This is a genomic window from Gottfriedia solisilvae (genome assembly GCF_002128405.1).
Classification (GTDB): Bacteria; Bacillota; Bacilli; order Bacillales; family Bacillaceae_G; genus Gottfriedia; species Gottfriedia solisilvae.
In genome coordinates this window covers 591,756-609,106 of sequence record NZ_NETJ01000001.1, presented here as the reverse complement: position 1 = coordinate 609,106, position 17,351 = coordinate 591,756, and the positions used below count along the sequence as shown (strand labels likewise).

The 17,351-nt window shown below is 31.4% G+C and carries 21 protein-coding genes; 17 read left to right on the top strand and 4 right to left on the bottom strand.

Going from position 1 to position 17,351, the window contains the following annotated elements; translation table 11 throughout:
• The first annotated feature begins 46 nt into the window (after positions 1-46).
• From CAB05_RS03015 to CAB05_RS02985, 7 genes are all read left to right on the top strand, one after another.
• Positions 47-532 (top strand): hypothetical protein, encoded by a 486-nt coding sequence (locus tag CAB05_RS03015; protein ID WP_087998329.1) that lies wholly within the window; start codon positions 47-49, stop codon positions 530-532.
• A 323-nt stretch (positions 533-855) separates the two neighbouring features.
• A complete protein-coding gene (locus CAB05_RS03010) occupies positions 856-1,581 on the top strand; it encodes a GntR family transcriptional regulator (RefSeq protein WP_087998328.1) in 726 nt (241 codons plus the stop codon).
• Entirely contained in the window at positions 1,581-3,125 is a 1,545-nt protein-coding gene (gene gntK, locus CAB05_RS03005) for a gluconokinase (RefSeq protein ID WP_087998327.1), read from the top strand. Before CAB05_RS03010 ends, gntK begins: the two co-directional genes overlap by 1 nt.
• 19 nt (positions 3,126-3,144) lie before the next feature.
• Complete coding sequence (locus tag CAB05_RS03000) at positions 3,145-4,491, top strand: GntP family permease (protein WP_087998326.1); 1,347 nt, start codon at positions 3,145-3,147, stop codon at positions 4,489-4,491.
• Positions 4,492-4,799: 308 nt separating this feature from the next.
• Positions 4,800-5,456 (top strand): nucleoside/nucleotide kinase family protein, encoded by a 657-nt coding sequence (locus CAB05_RS02995; RefSeq protein ID WP_087998325.1) that lies wholly within the window; start codon positions 4,800-4,802, stop codon positions 5,454-5,456.
• A gap of 131 nt (positions 5,457-5,587) precedes the next feature.
• Positions 5,588-6,364, top strand: a complete 777-nt coding sequence (locus CAB05_RS02990) for a YdcF family protein (protein WP_087998324.1) — start codon at positions 5,588-5,590, stop codon at positions 6,362-6,364.
• Positions 6,365-6,529: 165 nt separating this feature from the next.
• Positions 6,530-6,715, top strand: a complete 186-nt coding sequence (locus tag CAB05_RS02985; protein ID WP_087998323.1) for a PspC domain-containing protein — start codon at positions 6,530-6,532, stop codon at positions 6,713-6,715.
• Positions 6,716-6,824: 109 nt separating this feature from the next.
• On the opposite strand, the gene CAB05_RS02980 is transcribed toward CAB05_RS02985, so the two are convergent.
• Positions 6,825-7,370 (bottom strand): MerR family transcriptional regulator, encoded by a 546-nt coding sequence (locus CAB05_RS02980; protein WP_087998322.1) that lies wholly within the window; start codon positions 7,368-7,370, stop codon positions 6,825-6,827.
• A 329-nt stretch (positions 7,371-7,699) separates the two neighbouring features.
• Between CAB05_RS02980 and CAB05_RS02975 the strand changes: the two genes are divergently transcribed.
• The 5 genes from CAB05_RS02975 to CAB05_RS02955 all read left to right on the top strand — a co-directional run bounded on the left by CAB05_RS02975 (position 7,700) and on the right by CAB05_RS02955 (position 11,626).
• Positions 7,700-7,897: a hypothetical protein gene (locus tag CAB05_RS02975; RefSeq protein WP_087998321.1), complete on the top strand. Its 198-nt coding sequence runs from the start codon at positions 7,700-7,702 to the stop codon at positions 7,895-7,897.
• A gap of 288 nt (positions 7,898-8,185) precedes the next feature.
• On the top strand, positions 8,186-8,746 hold the full coding sequence (locus CAB05_RS02970) for a hypothetical protein (RefSeq protein WP_087998320.1): 561 nt from the start codon (positions 8,186-8,188) through the stop codon (positions 8,744-8,746).
• Positions 8,747-8,995: 249 nt separating this feature from the next.
• Positions 8,996-9,766 carry a DeoR/GlpR family DNA-binding transcription regulator gene (locus tag CAB05_RS02965; protein ID WP_087998319.1) on the top strand — a complete coding sequence of 257 codons (771 nt, stop codon included), beginning with the start codon at positions 8,996-8,998 and terminating at the stop codon, positions 9,764-9,766.
• Between the two features lie 11 nt (positions 9,767-9,777).
• Complete coding sequence (locus tag CAB05_RS02960) at positions 9,778-10,398, top strand: HAD family hydrolase (protein ID WP_087998318.1); 621 nt, start codon at positions 9,778-9,780, stop codon at positions 10,396-10,398.
• Between the two features lie 556 nt (positions 10,399-10,954).
• Positions 10,955-11,626 (top strand): hypothetical protein, encoded by a 672-nt coding sequence (locus CAB05_RS02955; RefSeq protein WP_087998317.1) that lies wholly within the window; start codon positions 10,955-10,957, stop codon positions 11,624-11,626.
• A 33-nt stretch (positions 11,627-11,659) separates the two neighbouring features.
• Here CAB05_RS02955 and CAB05_RS02950 read toward each other — a convergent pair whose 3' ends face one another.
• Together CAB05_RS02950 and CAB05_RS02945 are read right to left on the bottom strand one after the other, a co-directional pair.
• Positions 11,660-11,995: a YciI family protein gene (locus CAB05_RS02950; protein WP_213087724.1), complete on the bottom strand. Its 336-nt coding sequence runs from the start codon at positions 11,993-11,995 to the stop codon at positions 11,660-11,662.
• A 133-nt stretch (positions 11,996-12,128) separates the two neighbouring features.
• Positions 12,129-12,737, bottom strand: coding sequence for a TetR family transcriptional regulator (locus CAB05_RS02945; protein ID WP_087998316.1), 609 nt, complete (start codon positions 12,735-12,737; stop codon positions 12,129-12,131).
• 293 nt (positions 12,738-13,030) lie between these two features.
• Between CAB05_RS02945 and CAB05_RS02940 the strand changes: the two genes are divergently transcribed.
• The 4 genes from CAB05_RS02940 (at position 13,031) to CAB05_RS02925 (ending at position 15,010) form a co-directional block, all read left to right on the top strand.
• Positions 13,031-13,321 carry a hypothetical protein gene (locus CAB05_RS02940; protein ID WP_087998315.1) on the top strand — a complete coding sequence of 97 codons (291 nt, stop codon included), beginning with the start codon at positions 13,031-13,033 and terminating at the stop codon, positions 13,319-13,321.
• Between the two features lie 166 nt (positions 13,322-13,487).
• Complete coding sequence (locus tag CAB05_RS02935; protein WP_087998314.1) at positions 13,488-14,087, top strand: DUF1510 family protein; 600 nt, start codon at positions 13,488-13,490, stop codon at positions 14,085-14,087.
• A gap of 270 nt (positions 14,088-14,357) precedes the next feature.
• Positions 14,358-14,657, top strand: a complete 300-nt coding sequence (locus tag CAB05_RS02930) for a hypothetical protein (RefSeq protein WP_087998313.1) — start codon at positions 14,358-14,360, stop codon at positions 14,655-14,657.
• A gap of 137 nt (positions 14,658-14,794) precedes the next feature.
• A complete protein-coding gene (locus CAB05_RS02925; RefSeq protein ID WP_087998312.1) occupies positions 14,795-15,010 on the top strand; it encodes a hypothetical protein in 216 nt (71 codons plus the stop codon).
• Between the two features lie 226 nt (positions 15,011-15,236).
• Here the strand turns inward: CAB05_RS02925 and CAB05_RS02920 are convergent, their stop codons facing one another.
• Positions 15,237-16,160, bottom strand: a complete 924-nt coding sequence (locus CAB05_RS02920; RefSeq protein ID WP_087998311.1) for a branched-chain amino acid transaminase — start codon at positions 16,158-16,160, stop codon at positions 15,237-15,239.
• Positions 16,161-16,443: 283 nt separating this feature from the next.
• Here CAB05_RS02920 and CAB05_RS02915 point away from each other — a divergent pair, with 283 nt between their 5' ends.
• Positions 16,444-17,121, top strand: a complete 678-nt coding sequence (locus tag CAB05_RS02915; RefSeq protein WP_087998310.1) for a serine/threonine protein kinase — start codon at positions 16,444-16,446, stop codon at positions 17,119-17,121.
• Positions 17,122-17,351 lie beyond the last annotated feature (230 nt).

The window sequence follows — 17,351 nt, the reverse complement described above, 5'->3', positions numbered from 1 at the left end:
TATCACAAAATGTAAGGGATCCTTTTTATATAAGGAGGGACTTTATTTGTTCAGGAATATTAGTTTAGTATTATGTTTATTATCGATCATTCTCCTGGTTATTGGATGTTCAAAATTAGAATCTACCGTAAAAGAGGAGTTTGAAGTACCTCATAGTTTTAATGTTCCAAGCGAATATAACCATGCTAAAGTGTTTCTAAATTCAATAACAAAACAGGGAATGAAGATTACAGAAATAAATAATTCTAATATGATGGCTCTTTTCCAAACTAAATATAATTATGCAATGTCTATTAAGTGTGAGTATGGGAGTTTTGTACTAATTCATCTTGAAAATAAAAATGGTAAAGAATTCACCATTGAAAACAAAGAATCGTTTGACGGTAGATTTAAGTATTTAATTAACAAAAATGGTGAATCAGTACGATTATATGATTCAAATTCAAAAACTTATTTTAATAAAAATGACGAGTACATTACTATAACGCAATCAAAAGAATTAAATAAAATATTAAAGAAAGTTATAGATTAACAAACCAGGATTAAATAGAAAAAGACTGATTCATAAATTTATGAATGAGTCTTTTTTGCTGTATTCGAATTAAAAAGAAAATACATCTAGTGTTATCCGCTGATTAGGGAGGATCTACTAGACAATCTATTATTATTAGTTTTTATAAAATCAAATTCATATTTTAAGTTTTTTATCTCGGATACTTTTAGAAAGTTTTGTAAGAATAATCAATATGTATTCTAATCCAGTTTTATACATCCAAATAAAGCGCTTGCATTTTTAGAAATAAATTATATAATACTTGTATACAAGTATACTAGTATTAACAAGAGGGTGAACAAATGAAAGAATCAAACCAATATTTATATCCTGCAAAATGGCTTTCAAAAGCTTCAGCTGGTGATCGCGTAACATATGAGTTAAGAATGCAAATTATTTCAGGGTTGATTGAAAGCGGTACCACTTTATCTGAGAATAAACTGGCTGCCGATTTTGAGGTGAGTCGTTCACCAATTCGAGAAGCATTAAAAACACTAGCATCTGAAAATTTAATTCGTTTAGAGCGAATGGGTGCAGTTGTCATTGGATTAACAGATAAAGAAATTGAAGAAATTTATGATGTCCGATTACTAATCGAAACGTTTGTATTTGAGCGATTAGTAAAATTAGATACGAAAGAATTAGTAATGGAACTGAGTAAAATCCTTGAAATGATGAAAGTCGCTATAAAATATCGAGATGCTGATGAGTTTTCATTTCAGGATGTATTATTTCATGAAACGATTATTTGTGCGATTAGTCATTCATACATTACGATGATCTGGAATAATGCTAAACCGGTAATGGAAGCGTTTATTCTATTATCAATGCGTGTTCGTTTCGAGGAACGATACGAGGACTTTCCACGCATAGTTGAGAATCATCAACTTTATATTGAAGCAATCGCTACAAAGAATAGAGACCTTATGATTCAATCATTACATCAAAACTTTGATGATGTTCAAGGAAAAGTAGAAGACCTTTGGAGGTCACAACAAATGCTTTCTAAAGGAGTAGACCAAGAATAATGAATAGTTATATGTTAGGGTTAGACATCGGTACGACAAGCACAAAAGCCGTGTTATTTAGTAAAAAAGGCAAAGTTATTCAACAAGAGAATATCGGTTACCCACTCTACACACCTGATATTTCGACAGCTGAACAAGACCCTGATGAGATCTTTTCAGCAGTTATACAAGCGATTTCTAGAATCATGAAACAACATCCGCAAAAAGAGATTTCGTTTATTTCTTTTAGCAGTGCGATGCATAGCCTGATTGTTATGGATGAAAATGATCAGCCGCTAACGCCTTGTATTACATGGGCAGATAATCGCAGTGAAGCCTGGACGCATAAAATTAAAGATGAATTGAATGGTCATGAAATCTATAAACGAACAGGAACGCCGATTCACCCAATGTCACCTTTAAGCAAGATTACATGGATTGTGAATGAACGACCAGAGATTGCGAATAAAGCAAAAAAATATATCGGGATTAAAGAATATATATTTAAAAAGTTATTTGACCAATACGTTGTAGATCATTCACTTGCATCAGCTATGGGGATGATGAATCTTAAAACACTAGATTGGGATGAGGAAGCCTTAAAGATTTCGGGAATCACTACAGAGCAACTATCTAACCTTGTACCTACAACTGATATTTTTACGAACTGTAATCCTGAAATGGCTAAACAAATGGGGATTGATCCACAAACTCCTTTTGTAATTGGCGCAAGTGATGGAGTACTTTCGAATCTTGGAGTGAATGCGATTCGAAAAGGAGAAATTGCAGTTACAATAGGGACAAGTGGGGCAATTAGAACCATTATTGATCAACCGCAAACTGATGAAAAAGGCCGAATATTTTGCTACGCATTAACGGAAAAACATTGGGTCATTGGAGGGCCAGTAAACAATGGCGGGATGGTTTTTCGTTGGATTCGAGATGAGTTTGCCGCGTCAGAAGTAGAAACTGCAAAAAGGTTAGGTATTGATCCTTATGAAGTACTGACAAAGATCGCTGAAGGTGTAAAACCAGGGGCTGATGGATTATTATTCCATCCTTACTTAGCAGGTGAACGTGCACCATTATGGAATCCTGACGTCCGCGGCTCGTTCTTCGGTTTGACCATGGCGCATAAGAAGGAACATATGATTCGCTCTGCTCTTGAAGGAGTGATTTACAATTTATATACGGTATTTTTAGCTTTAATTGAATGCATGGATGGTCCGGTTACTCGAATTCAAGCAACAGGTGGATTCGCAAGGTCAGATGTGTGGCGTCAAATGATGTCAGATATTTTTGACCTAGAAGTAGTCGTACCAGAAAGCTATGAAAGTTCTTGTCTAGGTGCTTGCATTTTAGGACTGTATGCAACAGGGGAAATTGAATCTTTTGAAGTTGTTTCTGATATGGTCGGTAGTACTCACAAACATTTGCCTAAGGAAGAAGCAGTAGTTGAGTACAGACAGTTATTGCCAATCTTTATCAACTTATCAAGAGTATTAGAAGCAGATTATACAAGGATTGCTAATTATCAAAGAGGTTTAATTAATAAAAATAAATAAATTTTCGGGGGGAAATATTATGCCATTAGTAATAGTAGCAATAGGAATTGTAGCATTACTTATTTTAATCATGGGGTTAAGATTAAACACGTTTATCTCATTAATTATTGTCTCATTTGGTGTAGCTTTAGCACTTGGAATGAAACCAGACGATATTGTCACTACAATTGAAGCTGGTTTAGGGGCAACACTTGGTCATTTAGCATTAATCTTCGGACTTGGTGCAATGCTTGGTAAGTTGATCGCAGATTCTGGTGGCGCACAACGTATTGCAATGACGCTTGTTAACAAATTCGGTGAAAAGAATATTCAATGGGCAGTAGTTGCTGCTTCATTCATTATCGGTGTCGCTTTATTCTTTGAAGTAGGATTAGTATTATTGATCCCAATCGTATTTGCAATTTCAAAACAATTAAAAGTTTCTATATTATATCTTGGAATTCCAATGGCTGCTGCTTTATCTGTAACACATGGTTTCTTACCTCCACACCCAGGTCCAACTGTAATTGCTGGGGAATATGGAGCAAATATTGGTGAAGTATTACTTTACGGTTTTATTATTGCGATTCCAACTGTGATTATCGCGGGTCCTTTATTTACAAAGCTTGCTAAAAAACTAGTACCAGCATCCTTCACGAAAATGGGAAATATTGCCTCTTTAGGTGAACAGAAAACATTTAAACTTGAAGAAACACCTGGGTTTGGAATTAGTGTATTTACCGCTTTACTACCTGTTATTTTAATGTCAATTGCAACAATTATTAATTTACTACAAAAAACAATGGGATTTGATGATTCTGGCTTAATAGTGGCGATCCGCTTTATAGGTAATGCCGGTACTGCCATGGTGATTTCATTACTAGTTGCAATCTATACAATGGGATTGGCTAGAAAAATACCAATTAAAGAAGTGATGGATTCTTGCACGACAGCAATTACACATATTGGTATGATGCTCTTAATCATCGGAGGCGGCGGTGCCTTCAAACAAGTATTAATTAATGGTGGTGTAGGTGACTATGTAGCCGAGTTATTCAATGGCACTTCATTATCACCGATTTTACTAGCATGGATTATCGCGGCAATTTTACGAATATCATTAGGATCTGCAACTGTTGCAGCTTTAACAACTGCTGGTTTAGTTATCCCAATGCTAGGTCAATCAGATGTAAACCTTGCTTTAGTCGTACTTGCAACAGGAGCTGGTAGTTTAATAGCTTCACACGTTAATGATGCAGGTTTCTGGATGTTTAAAGAATATTTTGGTTTAAGTATGAAAGAAACATTTGCAACTTGGACATTACTAGAAACAATTATTTCAGTTTGTGGATTAGGATTTATTTTATTACTAAGTTTATTCGTCTAAGGTTAAAACTCAAAACACCTTAGCCCCTAAATTTCGGAGGGCTAAGGTTTTTTTATTTTTTCTGAAGAAGTTTATTGTTACAAAACTTAATATAAAATTACTCATTTTAACACCAATTGTGAGGTCTAAAAATGATATCTTAAAATAAATTTTCTTAAAGATTAAATTTACTCATTCACTAGTCCAACAACGATCGAAACCTTCGTCGGTCTTTTTTAGAGTGCTGAATGAAAGGATAATTGAAAAAGGATATTCATCATTTAAATTGAAAAGTTATAGAAAGAATATCACTTGAAAGAGGGAGAAATATGTTAAGGAATGATTTAATTTCAGAAATAGCTAATAGAATCTTAAATTTAAAATTGCCCCATCCTATTAGAGTAGGTGTTAGTGGGATAACAGCCTCTGGAAAAACAACACTTGCGAATGAACTGATGGAGGAACTTCAAGTTAGAAATATGGATGTGGTGAGGACAAGCATAGATAATTTCCATAATCCGAGAGCAGTACGATATAGACAAGGAAAAGAATCAGCAATTGGATATTACGAAGATGCCCACGATTACAATTCATTTAAGCAGAAACTTCTAATTCCTTTAGGACCAGGGGGAAACCTTCATTATGTGACAATTTCTTTAGATTTAGATAAAGACGAATTTGTAAGTACTGAATCAAAAGTAGCTAAAAAAGATACGATATTTATTATTGATGGTACTTTCCTATTCAAAAAGGATCTAAGCAATCTATTTGATTATAAAATATTTGTTAATACAGATTTTGAGATAGCTAGAAAAAGAGGGGCTAGAAGAGAAGAAGGAAATTTTGGTAGTTATGATAAAGCAGAAGAAATGTTTATTAATAGGTATCACTCTGCCTCTAGAATGTATTTAGAGGAACATTTACCTAAACAAACAGCGGATGTAGTCATTAATAATGATGATATTGAAAATCCATATTTTGTTTAAAAGAATTTTCCAATTCAAATTCAAAAAAAGTAAATGAAAATATTGTATGAAATCCTATAATTTTAAGCTGTATGTTGGTAAAATAAAAAATATCAACAACTATAGAATGCACATATGGGATGAGGTACTGAATGGAATTTTTAATAAAAGGTATTAAACAAAGTAGAACTATCTATCTATTAATTTTTTTAATAATAATGGCTTTACTTGCAATATTTGGAAATAGTTTTGGTGTTTTATTTGTAATTGCTAACTGCGCGGTTTTGTTTCTAATATTAGTTTTATTTAATAAAGCAAAAATATCAGGAAATCGAAAATTTAAAGTAGTTAGCCAAATAATTGTAGCAATGTATAGTGTATTTCTCACTTCTTTTTTCTTAATAGAATCTATCATCATTTTAGAGGCTAAAGCAAGTAATAAGGATGATTTTAAAAATGTCGACTTTGTTATAATACTTGGGGCTGGACTCCATGGGGACATTCCCTCCAAGACTCTTGAAACTAGATTAGAAGCAGGAAAACAATTTTTGTTAAAGAATAAGAATCTACCAGTAATTGTTTCAGGTGGTCAAGGTGAAGGGGAAACGATTTCTGAAGCTAAGGCTATGGGAAAGTATTTAACCGATAAAGGAATTGCAGAAAACCGAATATACTATGAAAGTGAATCAACTACAACATATGAGAATCTTAAATTTTCAAAACAGATCATTAAACAATTAGGAGTTACAGAACCAACCGTATTAATTGTCACAAATGATTATCACGTAGTAAGAGCTAAAATGATTGGTAAAGAGTTAGGTTTGGAGAGTTATGGATTAGGAGGAAAATCTCCTATGCTTGTTAGAATAAATTATTTCATTCGAGAGTACTTCGGTATTGTGAAAACAATAATAAATCAATATTTATAATTTCAACCAATCAATTTTTTTAAAAGTTGCTAGATAGAGTCACAATGGTGGCTCTTTTTTTTATCATGAATAGAAACATTACTGATAAAAATATTAAAAAAGAAAGGGATAACTATGGTAAATTTTATATATGAGGTAAGAAACTAAGGGCGAGGGGGATTATCTTTGAAAAAGAAATTAACAAAATCATCAAAAGATAGGTCAATAGCTGGGGTATGTGGAGGTATTGCTGAGTATTTCGATATTTCATCTTTTTTTATAAGACTTTTATTTATTCTTTTTTTACCTGCAAATTTAATCATATATATTATTCTTGCTAATATACTTCCTGATCGTCCTACAACTTTATAATTAAATTATCACAAAAAAATAAAGAGTGAAAATAGCAAAAAACGGGTTTGAAAAGTGCACTTTTCAGCCCGTTTTTTGTTTCATTTTATAGATGAAATGCATTATTATCCTATTTTAAATTCATTTTCTGTAGTGCTTGCTTTTTTGTCTCATTAACGAGCGGAAGCATTTTTTTCATCTTTAACTTTTTTTCTTCCGGAAGGCTTTCGAGTAAAGCTCTCATCTTCTCTATTAACTCTGGTTTTAAATAATTACTTTCGTTCATTCGGATCAACTCCAATATTTTTAATAATTGGTCGGCACTGATATTTTTGTTTAATGACATAATTGCATGTAGCTGCTCAAGCTCATCGCGTAGCTTTTCTTTTAACTTTATCTGTTCATTTATGATATCGAGTTGAGCTTGAACAACTAGTATTGGATCAAAATTAGGATTTACAAGAAAGTTAAATATTTCTTCTAATGAAAGTCCTAATTGCTTTAGAGATAAAATTTGTTGTAGTTTTGTTGCATCAGCCTTTGTGTAAAGTCTATGACCAGCATCGGTAAATTCAGATGGCACTAATAGACCTATTTGGTGGTAATGGTGCAGTGTTCTTACTGTTATTCCACACTGGCTTGCAAGCTCACCAATTTTCCAAGAGGTTTTTGGCATGCTTTCACCTCATTTCATACGAATTGATTGTCGACAAGTAAATTATATAACCTGACGTTACGTTAGTTGCAATAGGAGTTCTATTTATTTTTTTATTAGTTTATCCTTTTTAACAATTCCAGATATGAGCTTCTCAGTGACATAATCAGGCGACGATTTAATTGAATACGTGTAATCTTATGTAATTAATTTTTCATGGTTGAAGAACAAGGGGACTATTTAGTCGTTTTTTTTATTGCATAAAGTCATAAGTTCAATAAAAAGGATTATTCACTTTCATTATTTAATATCTATAAAATAGGACTAATGTTGTAGGAGTGTTTCTAATTATGGAAGTAGTAGAAAAAAGAAAGAAACTTAGAACTAGTCGTAAAATAGCCGTATTGATTATTATTTTATTGATTGTTCTGAATTTCACCAAAATAGGAAGTTCAGTAAATAAACTTTTTGTTCAAAATACGAAAAAAGAATCAACTGTTACTAAAACTTTAACTAAAGACGAAATGAGTCTTATTAGAGAAAAGTAATGGTATGAACTAGCAATTAAATATAATAAATGGAATACACAATGGCTTCATAAAGAAATTATCAGTGGATCGAGGACTTTATTAAATGACAATTCTTTTATGTTGAATCATCCTGAATATGATTCAGTAAATATACAGTTTATCGTAACCAGATACAAAATTGATGGAAAAATAGTTGAGTTTATTAGTGAAAGTAGAATAACCCAAGTTCATTCAAAAACTGGCTGGAAAGATATTAAAAAAAATTAAAATGTGAAAGGGATTTTAATAGAGAGGAAATTGAATAAAATGAAACGAAAGATAGCAATAATTATTTTACTATGCTTTATATGTATAGCAAGTTACTTTGTATGGATTATACTGCCGAAAGAAGTTAATCAGTCATTTGATGGGTATTTATACGGACTAGGTGAAAAGAAGAAAAGCATTAATGAAAAAGTCACTATTACAGTAAAAGGTAAGCTGCGAAATAAAATGTTTGAAAATGATCGTTTTAAAGGTACGATTGATATAAAAGGAGATGTTCCACCTTTCGTAAAAATTGACCAAAAAGAAGTAGAAATTGTATTCAATGAAGACAATAGCGGTTTAATCATTTTAAATGATTATTCAAATTGGTTAGACATTAATAACTATGGGACTCTTTATATAAGTAAAGATTTTAGTCAGCTTACAATTTTAGTATATGAAGAAGAGCCAAAAGGGACTAATGGATGGAGTACTAGTGATGGTATTATGATTTCTGCACCAGCAAAAAGTAGAGAAGAGGCATTATCGATTTCCAATCATCTAATGAAAAATCTATTGAATGGAAATGGTAAAAAATCGCTTGAAGACTTTAATAGATAACTTTTAAAACTAGCCTTTCATATGTAACACACAATCTAAGTCGCAATTGCGACTTTTTTTGTATGACATTCTAGTATCTTAAAAAAATGTCTGATAGGAATTATTCGGGGAAAATTATTGGAAATTTATCCATGTGTATAATATATATACTTAATACCACTTAATTAAATGCGTATAAATATTATATTTACTTAAAATTACTTACATAATAACTTAATATAACTTATAATATGTATGAGGTGGTTACTAATGAATCAAGATGAACGATTAATACGCATCCTTAATTATTTAGAAACTCATAAAACAATGAACATTAAACAAATGTGTGATATGTATAATATCTCACGTGATACTGCAAGAAGAGATATTGTAAAACTTTCAAAAAATAAAGCAGTGGTTAGAACTTATGGTGGAGTAGCTTTATCAACTTTTCATAAGAAAATTGATAATTATCAAGAACGATCACTGACTGAGATGGAAACGAAAAAAATAATTGGAATGAAAGCTGCAGATCTGATCACAAATAATGACATGATTTACTTAGATGTTTCAACCACAGTTAATTTTATCGGTCAATATTTACAATCAAAGAACGTAACAATCGTAACCAATTCTATTGATAGTGCTTATACATTAGCCCAATCTGAAGATACGACAATTCATTTTTTAGGAGGAGTATTAAATAAATCCTCTCGACATGTCACTGGATATTCTACTACTGAGAAACTGAAAGATTATCATTTCAATAAGGTGTTTATTGGAGCGGTGGGTATTACGGAAGAGGGGATATATTATGGATTTGAGGAAGATATTCATTTTAAACGTGAATTAATAAAGCATGCTGATCAAGTTATTTTATTGGCAGATCATACTAAGTTCCATCAAAGGCAGCATTATAAAGCTTTAACACTTGAATCAATAGATACTTTTATTACTAATCAAGAAATACCTAATGATTTAAATAACATTATGATAGAACACGGCGTTGAAGTAATCTTGGCAAATCAAGATGAAAAATAGGGGGAATTAGTTTGGTAACATCTATTATTTTTGATATTGATGGCACAATTTTGGATACAGAGCAAATTGTACTTAAATCTTTACAAAAGGTTTTAAAGTATGAACTAAATAAAGAGTTTCAATTACATGAATTAAGATTTGCCTTAGGAATTCCAGGTAAAGAAACTTTGAAGAAATTAAACATATCTAATATAGAAGAAGTTCATCCAAAATGGTCAAAAGCTGAATTAGATTTTTTACATGAAGTTACCGTATTTGAAGAAATAGAAGAAGTTATAAAAGAATTATCACTTAGAAAATTAAAACTTGGAATCGTTACATCGAAAACTAAAAATGATCTAAAAGACGGATTCGAACCATTTGGGTTAAATGATTACTTCGGACATATCATTTGTGCATGTGATACTGTAAAGCATAAACCGAATCCAGATCCACTAGTAGCTTGTTTAGAAAAATTAGATGTTCCAAATGATAGCGCAATATACATTGGGGATTCTATATACGACATGCAATGTGCAAAAAGTGCTGGCGTAAAATTCGCACTTGCATTATGGGGTTCAAAGACAACGGAAGGCTTTGAAAAAGCAGATTTTGTATTAAACAAGCCTATGGATATATTAAATTTAGTTTGATAGAGTTTAAACTTAAAGTTTTTCTTAGGTAAGCAAAAAAAGTCGGATCTTAACAAAAGAAGACCGTCTTTTTTTGTATAAAAACTATAAAGTATCTTAATTTTTTAATAGTTAAATAAAGGAAAAATAGGTGGAAAACCTTGATTTCTTCAATTAAAGCATTAAATCCATAAATTCTCTGAGCTAACTATTTACATAAATTCTATTATTTTATCTAATAGAGTATCTTCAAATAACTATTTCATGTAATGTTTAAGATAGAATTTATACAGAGATTTTTTAAGGATTTGCTGAGGGATGAGGGCATGACTTTTTTCGAATTATTAGGGTTGTTTATGGTCTTTTACATATTAAGATATTTTTTAGATTCAGACTATAAATAAACTAATAAGAAAATGATAGTTTTTGATATGATCATTACATCAATTTTAGCTTTTATTATTCAATTTGTTATAAGGTTTATATTAAACTGATAACTGATTTTTTAATTTGATAATTTTTAATAGTTAATTAGATTATTAAATTAGCGTTAATAGCAATGAGGAGATCGTTTTAAATGGAGATTAACATTATTTTACTTATTTATGGAAATAAATTACCACCCAAAAAACATATTGAGAAGATTATGAAAAAGTATCAATATTATTATCAAATTGAACGTGATAATCAGTATTTTAATGAAGAGGACTTCTATAATATTATGATTGAAGAAAGGTACACTGGATTAGAACCTAGAAAAGGGCTATTTAGTTCAATCATTCCTGTTAGAAAGAGTTATTTAAGCAAATTTATTAATATTTTTAATACATTAAATTGTAATTTGTGTTTGTGCAAGGAGAATCATGAACACCCAATGGCGGTTTTTCATGGAAAAGAATTTGAAGGATATTGTTATTATCTTTACCAAGAAGACAAAAAGATTATGTTCCTTGAAGACTATGGGTTAGAAGCTAATAATATGAATTTAGGGGATTTATATGAAATGGTATTAGAAATGCCAGATTTCGATGTTAATGATGAAGAATCATTAAAAAAATTAGACTGGAACAAATTTCTCCCAGTGAATGAAAGGTTTTGTGTTGAAGAGCTTGAATGGTATAGACAAACGCCACATGAAATGCGATGGTTAATAGTAGATGCTAAAAGGAATACCAATAAAGCATTCCATCAGTGGGTCAAGAAACTAATGCAATTCGAACCCTTGAAAAAAGCAAATGGCTCAGCATAATGCTGAGCCGTTTGCTTTTTTAAAATCACCTGGTTATGACTTTTGGTTAGGAAGCACTGCCAACATCGGGTGATACTCTGTTGTCATGATACCAGCAATTACGGCTGGATCTTCGGCAATCAGTTTTGGGACTTGATCTTCATTTTCAACTTCAATGATAGCAATTCCATGAGGTGATGTAGGATTTCGAACAGGACCGAATACAAGAGCAATCCCTTGGTTTTGCTTGTCTGTCCAATAGGCAATATGTTTTCCCATGATTGTTCGTTCTTCATCTGACATGTCTTGTTGAAAAGTTGTTCTTGGGGGAGTAGATTTTAGCATAAAGTGCAATTTACCTGAATGATGCATTTGAGTGCTGTCGGACATTCTAATTTACCTCCAATATTATTGAATTTGAATAGTGACACTTAACTTCAATTATTTCACAATTCATCCACGAAAACAAAGTACCTAACAATGTGACATTTCGCATGCTTTGTAGATCTGCTTTAACAGTGAGTTAACGTTGAACGCCTATGATAATTTCCATTCCATCAAGAAATAAATCATCACGAGTCCGCCCAGTAGCAAAATATTCTTCTATACTTTGAATCGTTAAGGGATGATTTTTTTTAAATAACTCTAAATCGAAAATATTAATTATTTCCGGAGATGGAGAAGTTTGCTCCTCAATCACATATCCAAAAGTGTAATGTTTTGCCGTCAAAACTAACAACCGTGATTTATGAAGACTTATCCCGGCATCTAAAAGTGTTTTAATTGCCACTTCTGAAATTTCCGCCATTTTTAGTGATAGATGTGCTCCAGCAACGACCCTGCCACCATCTGTATAAGAGATTAAGGCTTTACGTAAACGATAAAAAATATGGATGAACAATTTTTGCCACTCCTCGCTATCATCGCTTTGCTCAAATTCAGAGAATTCGTTTCGCAATATAGTCTCAGCAAGTTCGTTCACTAATGCTTCTTTATTTTTAAAATGCCAATATAAAGCTGGTGCTTGAACACCTAATCTTTTTGCAAGTTTTCGCAAAGTGACACCTTCGAGACCGCTTTCATTAAGCAATTGTAGTGATTCCTCTATTATTTTTTCCTTTATTAATGCCATCAAATTTCTCTCCTTACTAAGCTCTATCATTTTATCTATCGTACGTAAATTGCAGTGTTTACCTAAATTAATTGTCGATTATATTTAATCTTATTCTACTTGACAGTGTCTAAAAAAGCACTTATATTCAATTTAACACCGTTAAATTTAACGGTGTTAAATTGGGTTGATCTGATTAAGAACGCCGATTAACAGGTATATGATAATACAAGTATTTAATTACAACGCTATGACGGATATATGTTGGTACAACGAAACATTCAGAATTAAATATAAGGAAGGTGGAAATTAAAATGGAAACAAATAAATTACAAGTATGGCAGAAAAAACATAATAAGCGAGTGGCAGAATTCCATAAAAATCATGTCAATAATATTCAAAATGGAAATGGATTATTAGCTAGATGGGAGAAATTTGTTTATAACAAAGGAAAAGCTCTTGCTAACATAAACGTTCTCCATAAAAATCATGTTTCTGAAGTAGAACGTGGTGAAAATGGGAATGGATTATTGGCTAAATTAGAAAGATTTATCTATAACAAAGGAAAAAAATTTTTTAAATCATCAAAAAAAACGAATATATAATACTGTTCAATTTAATTTTCCAGACTTGGAGTAGTTCATTTGGATGTAAATTCATGAAAAGGAAGTTATCAGTTGTATTACGAAATGGTTAATTTTATGAGAAATACTTCAAGTTTTTCATTACACATGGTAGAATTTTGACATTCTCAGATTTGGGAGAGTGGTTATGTTGAATAATGGAAATTCACGTGCAACATCTAGAGCAAAAAGAAAAAAAACCAAATTGATTTTAACTGGATCAATTGCAATAGGTCTTATACTGATTGTATTTGTTATGTATTCGATTTTTTCATCAAATGATAACAATGCATCCCCAAAAAGTACTCAAGCTTCAACCGAAAATCAGGAAAAGCCAACTGCAGAAGAGGATTCTACAGTAGATGAAACAAATGAGGACACATCGTCTGAAGATCAAACTCAAATTGATCAATCAAGTAGTGATACAGTGTCTGGAGATTCTACGCCGGATAGCTCTCAGTCAAATTCAACTATAGCTCCAGAAACGCCGGAACAAACAGGAATGCAGCATGTTACAAACTATGATTCTAGTTCTCAAGATTGGCAGGATATGCTACAGACAATCTCAACTTCTACTGGAATAGATCAAAGTAATATGACTGTTTGGTTTTTAGGGAGCGATAAAAGCAACCCAGGAGGTTCAGTTGGGACTGTCTCTGCAAAAGAAAAAGGCTCACAAAAATATCGTGTGTTTCTTGAATGGAATGGCACAGGTTATATAGCAACAAAAATTGAACCTGCTTCATAAAAAGAAGATAGGGAGTACCTATTGGACTAAGGCTGTCGAGTATATCTCGGCAGCCTATTTATTTCATTTATTTTTTGTTGGTTTTAGTTTGGAGTTGTAAAAAATTGAAGGATTTTCATCTGAATTACGCTATTATATTAAGTAAACATATAGTTCTTCTTATTGTTAATCTAGTCAATTTACAATTTTTATAAGTTATGTTAACAAACTACCTTAAGTTTAATTTATCGATTAATTATAGTTGAAGATGTATGAAGAAAGGAGTTCAAAATGAAGAAGATAGATGAATATTTTGAAACTGCAATGGAAGCCTGGGGAATGATGCAAAAAACTTCAGATGATGAAGGCGCAGAATGGGCAGAAAGATTTGAACGCTATTTTTATGAGTTTATTGATGAATTGAAAAAATGGTGGGAAACCCTTGATCCAAAACCATTAAATATTGAGGAAGCTGAAGAGGTACCTGAAATAAAAAATTGGATGGAGCAAATTCCAGCACCAGTACAAATAAATTTTTTAACAGAATTAGAAGATATTATAGATGGAATAGATACGGTACGTTTTGATTAACGATTGAGTAGTTTAAGATAAGATACTTTTCTTGTTTTGTGTTTTTTCTATTACGCTACATCAAATTTTTTGCAACAACTCATTTTATTTATTTTAAAAAGTGTTGATTTGAATTTATACAATTTTGGAGGTTAAAAATGTTTAACGGTGAAACAGTATTTGCTACAGATGGTATTATGCTTTTTTATGTTTACTTTCCAGTGTTTTTAAAGTTTGTGCTACTTTGCATTGGTATTTACTTTGTAACTAAAATTATTAAATTTATGAATGCAAAAATAAATTTAGACAAAGAAAGAAATGAAAAAATTGATGAATTAATTAAAATAGTAAGTAAAGATAGAAGTGAAATATAAGAACCTTAATACATAAATAGATAGATTTAATCATAATTCTTTTAGTGAAGTTTCGTCTTACAAAGATTCATCAAATAATTAATATATATAGAAACCAATCCATAAATAACCCCTAAGTCTTTGAACGAATTGGAAAAAGACAAAAGGAAAAAGTAACCCTGTACGAATTCTAATGGGTTACTTTTTTCATTTATTGAAAATTAATTTTGAAATCACTTAATAGCGTTTAATAAACAGGTGTACAATATTTCATAAAATTAGGATGTTTTCCCATTGTAATTTGATTATACAATTCGCGTATTCGTTTTGTATTCGGTCCTTCTTGGCCGTATCCAATCATTCTTCGATCAATTTCAATTATTGGTTTAATGCCAATTGCTGTTCCAGTAAAAAAAACTTCGTCACCTGAATATAGTTCAGTTCTAGAAATACTTTGTTCCTTAACCGTCATGTGGAAAATATTTTCTGCTAAAGTCATTACAGTTTCACGAGTGATACCTGCCAATATGTCATCAGATAGTGGGGGCGTAATAAGTTGATTATTACGAACCAAAAATATATTTTCACCTGGACCTTCGCTTACATTTCCTTCCTCAGTTAAGAAAATAGCTTCATCATAACCATTTAAAATAGCCCCGGCTGTTGCTAATGCCGAATTCATATATCCTCCAGTTGTTTTCGATTGGGGAGGAATCATATTGCTTCCATTTCTGATCCAGGATGAAATGCAAACTTTTAGCTCTTTTTGAGGTAAATAGTGACTAATCGTTTCATAGATCATCACTCGGTTATAAGGATCAGTTAAATTAGGTCTTAGTGTATCGCTACCTTTAAAGCAGATGGGACGTATATACGTATCTTCTCGTATATTGTTTAAACGTAATAATTGAATCGTCCACTCAGCTAATTGGGTAGGTGAAAAGGGGATATCCATATGTATCGACCTGCCTGAGTGGAAAAAGCGTAAATAATGATCATATAATCGAAAAACATATAATTGTTGCTGCTCTTCATTCCAAAAAGCACGGATTCCTTCAAAAAATCCTAATCCATAATTTAACCCTTTATTTCTCAAACTAATAGAAGTTGTTGATTCATCTAGAAATTGCCCTTGATCGAATATATAGGCTATAAAAATCACCACTTTCATCTATGTACTTTTATAAAAGCTTATTTAAGTTTCGTGTAAAGAATGCTATAGGAAGAACGTTAAAGTTATTATTTTTGATTGAAATAGACTGTTCTTAAAATACATATACTGTCAACAAGATGCGAAGCTAAAAAATAGAATAAATCGAAATATTAGTTCTTATATTTGGTTTTTTAAGCTTTTTACGTTTATACTAATATTAAAATATAATTAAAAATAAATTAAAAAAATTTAACTAGTATAAGTAATTTATTAAGTAAGAGAATTTAAAGGGAGTGAAAATGTGGAAAATAAGTGGGAAATTGCAATTGATTCACTCTCAAAGATAACAGTTTTATCAAATCCAAACAATGAACCTGTAACAATTTGTGGTGATTCTGATGATTTAAAGTGTATCGGTGTGGGGACTGATGCAGCAGTCTTTCAATCATTTTTTGCTCCAGAGTATGCATTTAAAGTTTATGCAAAAGACAAAGTACATAAAATAAAAGTTGAAGAAAATATATATCATATGATCGGGGACTCGCCATTCTTCTCAAGGTGTTTTGCATCAAATGATCATTTCCTTGTTTTAAGTTATGAGGAAGGGAAAACGCTATTTGACTGCCTTTTACTAGGTATTCACGTTCCACAACAGGTGATAGATGATGTGGAAGCTGCTAGAGAAATAGTACGAACAAAAGGGCTAAATCCACGTGATATACATTTGAAAAATATTTTATTACAAAATGGAAGAGCAAAAATACTCGATATATCAGAGTATAATCAATCCGGAAATGATTTTAGATGGGAGCATTTGAAAAAAGCTTACGACGATTACTATCACTTAATTGATGGAAATAGTGTACCGTTTTGGGTCTTAGAAACGATTCGAAAGTGGTATAACCATCGGAATAAGTACTTTGCATCTTACGAGGAGTTTATGAAAATAGTTTTGAAACTAACTTCGTTTAAAAAGTAAAAATTTAAATACTTGATACAAAATAGTTCTTTTTTGAATGAGTTACCTTTGGTAGCTCATTTTTTATTTTTTATTAAGCAGGGTTGTAATAGTAGACAATAGAATGTATAAGATAGTACGAAGAATCAATTCATTTTCATCATAAGTTTGTACTTGGTGAATTGTACTTACGATTAACGTTAAATTTAGATAATTTTGCAGAAGAATACGTAGAACATTTTTGTTGAAAT

Bases quoted from the DNA above. Each gene is read 5' to 3' on its own strand.
- CAB05_RS02945 (WP_087998316.1), bottom strand. From the start codon at position 12,737: ATGGCATTAATAAAGGAAAAAATAATAGAGGAATCACTACAATTGCTT.
- CAB05_RS02965 (WP_087998319.1), top strand. From the start codon at position 8,996: ATGAATCAAGATGAACGATTAATACGCATCCTTAATTATTTAGAAACT.
- CAB05_RS02975 (WP_087998321.1), top strand. From the start codon at position 7,700: ATGGAAGTAGTAGAAAAAAGAAAGAAACTTAGAACTAGTCGTAAAATA.
- CAB05_RS03010 (WP_087998328.1), top strand. From the start codon at position 856: ATGAAAGAATCAAACCAATATTTATATCCTGCAAAATGGCTTTCAAAA.
- CAB05_RS02980 (WP_087998322.1), bottom strand. From the start codon at position 7,370: ATGCCAAAAACCTCTTGGAAAATTGGTGAGCTTGCAAGCCAGTGTGGA.
- CAB05_RS02950 (WP_213087724.1), bottom strand. From the start codon at position 11,995: ATGTCCGACAGCACTCAAATGCATCATTCAGGTAAATTGCACTTTATG.
- CAB05_RS02955 (WP_087998317.1), top strand. From the start codon at position 10,955: ATGGAGATTAACATTATTTTACTTATTTATGGAAATAAATTACCACCC.
- CAB05_RS02995 (WP_087998325.1), top strand. From the start codon at position 4,800: ATGTTAAGGAATGATTTAATTTCAGAAATAGCTAATAGAATCTTAAAT.
- CAB05_RS02930 (WP_087998313.1), top strand. From the start codon at position 14,358: ATGAAGAAGATAGATGAATATTTTGAAACTGCAATGGAAGCCTGGGGA.
- CAB05_RS02970 (WP_087998320.1), top strand. From the start codon at position 8,186: ATGAAACGAAAGATAGCAATAATTATTTTACTATGCTTTATATGTATA.
- CAB05_RS02990 (WP_087998324.1), top strand. From the start codon at position 5,588: ATGGAATTTTTAATAAAAGGTATTAAACAAAGTAGAACTATCTATCTA.
- CAB05_RS02935 (WP_087998314.1), top strand. From the start codon at position 13,488: ATGTTGAATAATGGAAATTCACGTGCAACATCTAGAGCAAAAAGAAAA.
- CAB05_RS03000 (WP_087998326.1), top strand. From the start codon at position 3,145: ATGCCATTAGTAATAGTAGCAATAGGAATTGTAGCATTACTTATTTTA.
- CAB05_RS02940 (WP_087998315.1), top strand. From the start codon at position 13,031: ATGGAAACAAATAAATTACAAGTATGGCAGAAAAAACATAATAAGCGA.
- CAB05_RS02920 (WP_087998311.1), bottom strand. From the start codon at position 16,160: ATGAAAGTGGTGATTTTTATAGCCTATATATTCGATCAAGGGCAATTT.
- CAB05_RS02925 (WP_087998312.1), top strand. From the start codon at position 14,795: ATGTTTAACGGTGAAACAGTATTTGCTACAGATGGTATTATGCTTTTT.
- gntK (WP_087998327.1), top strand. From the start codon at position 1,581: ATGAATAGTTATATGTTAGGGTTAGACATCGGTACGACAAGCACAAAA.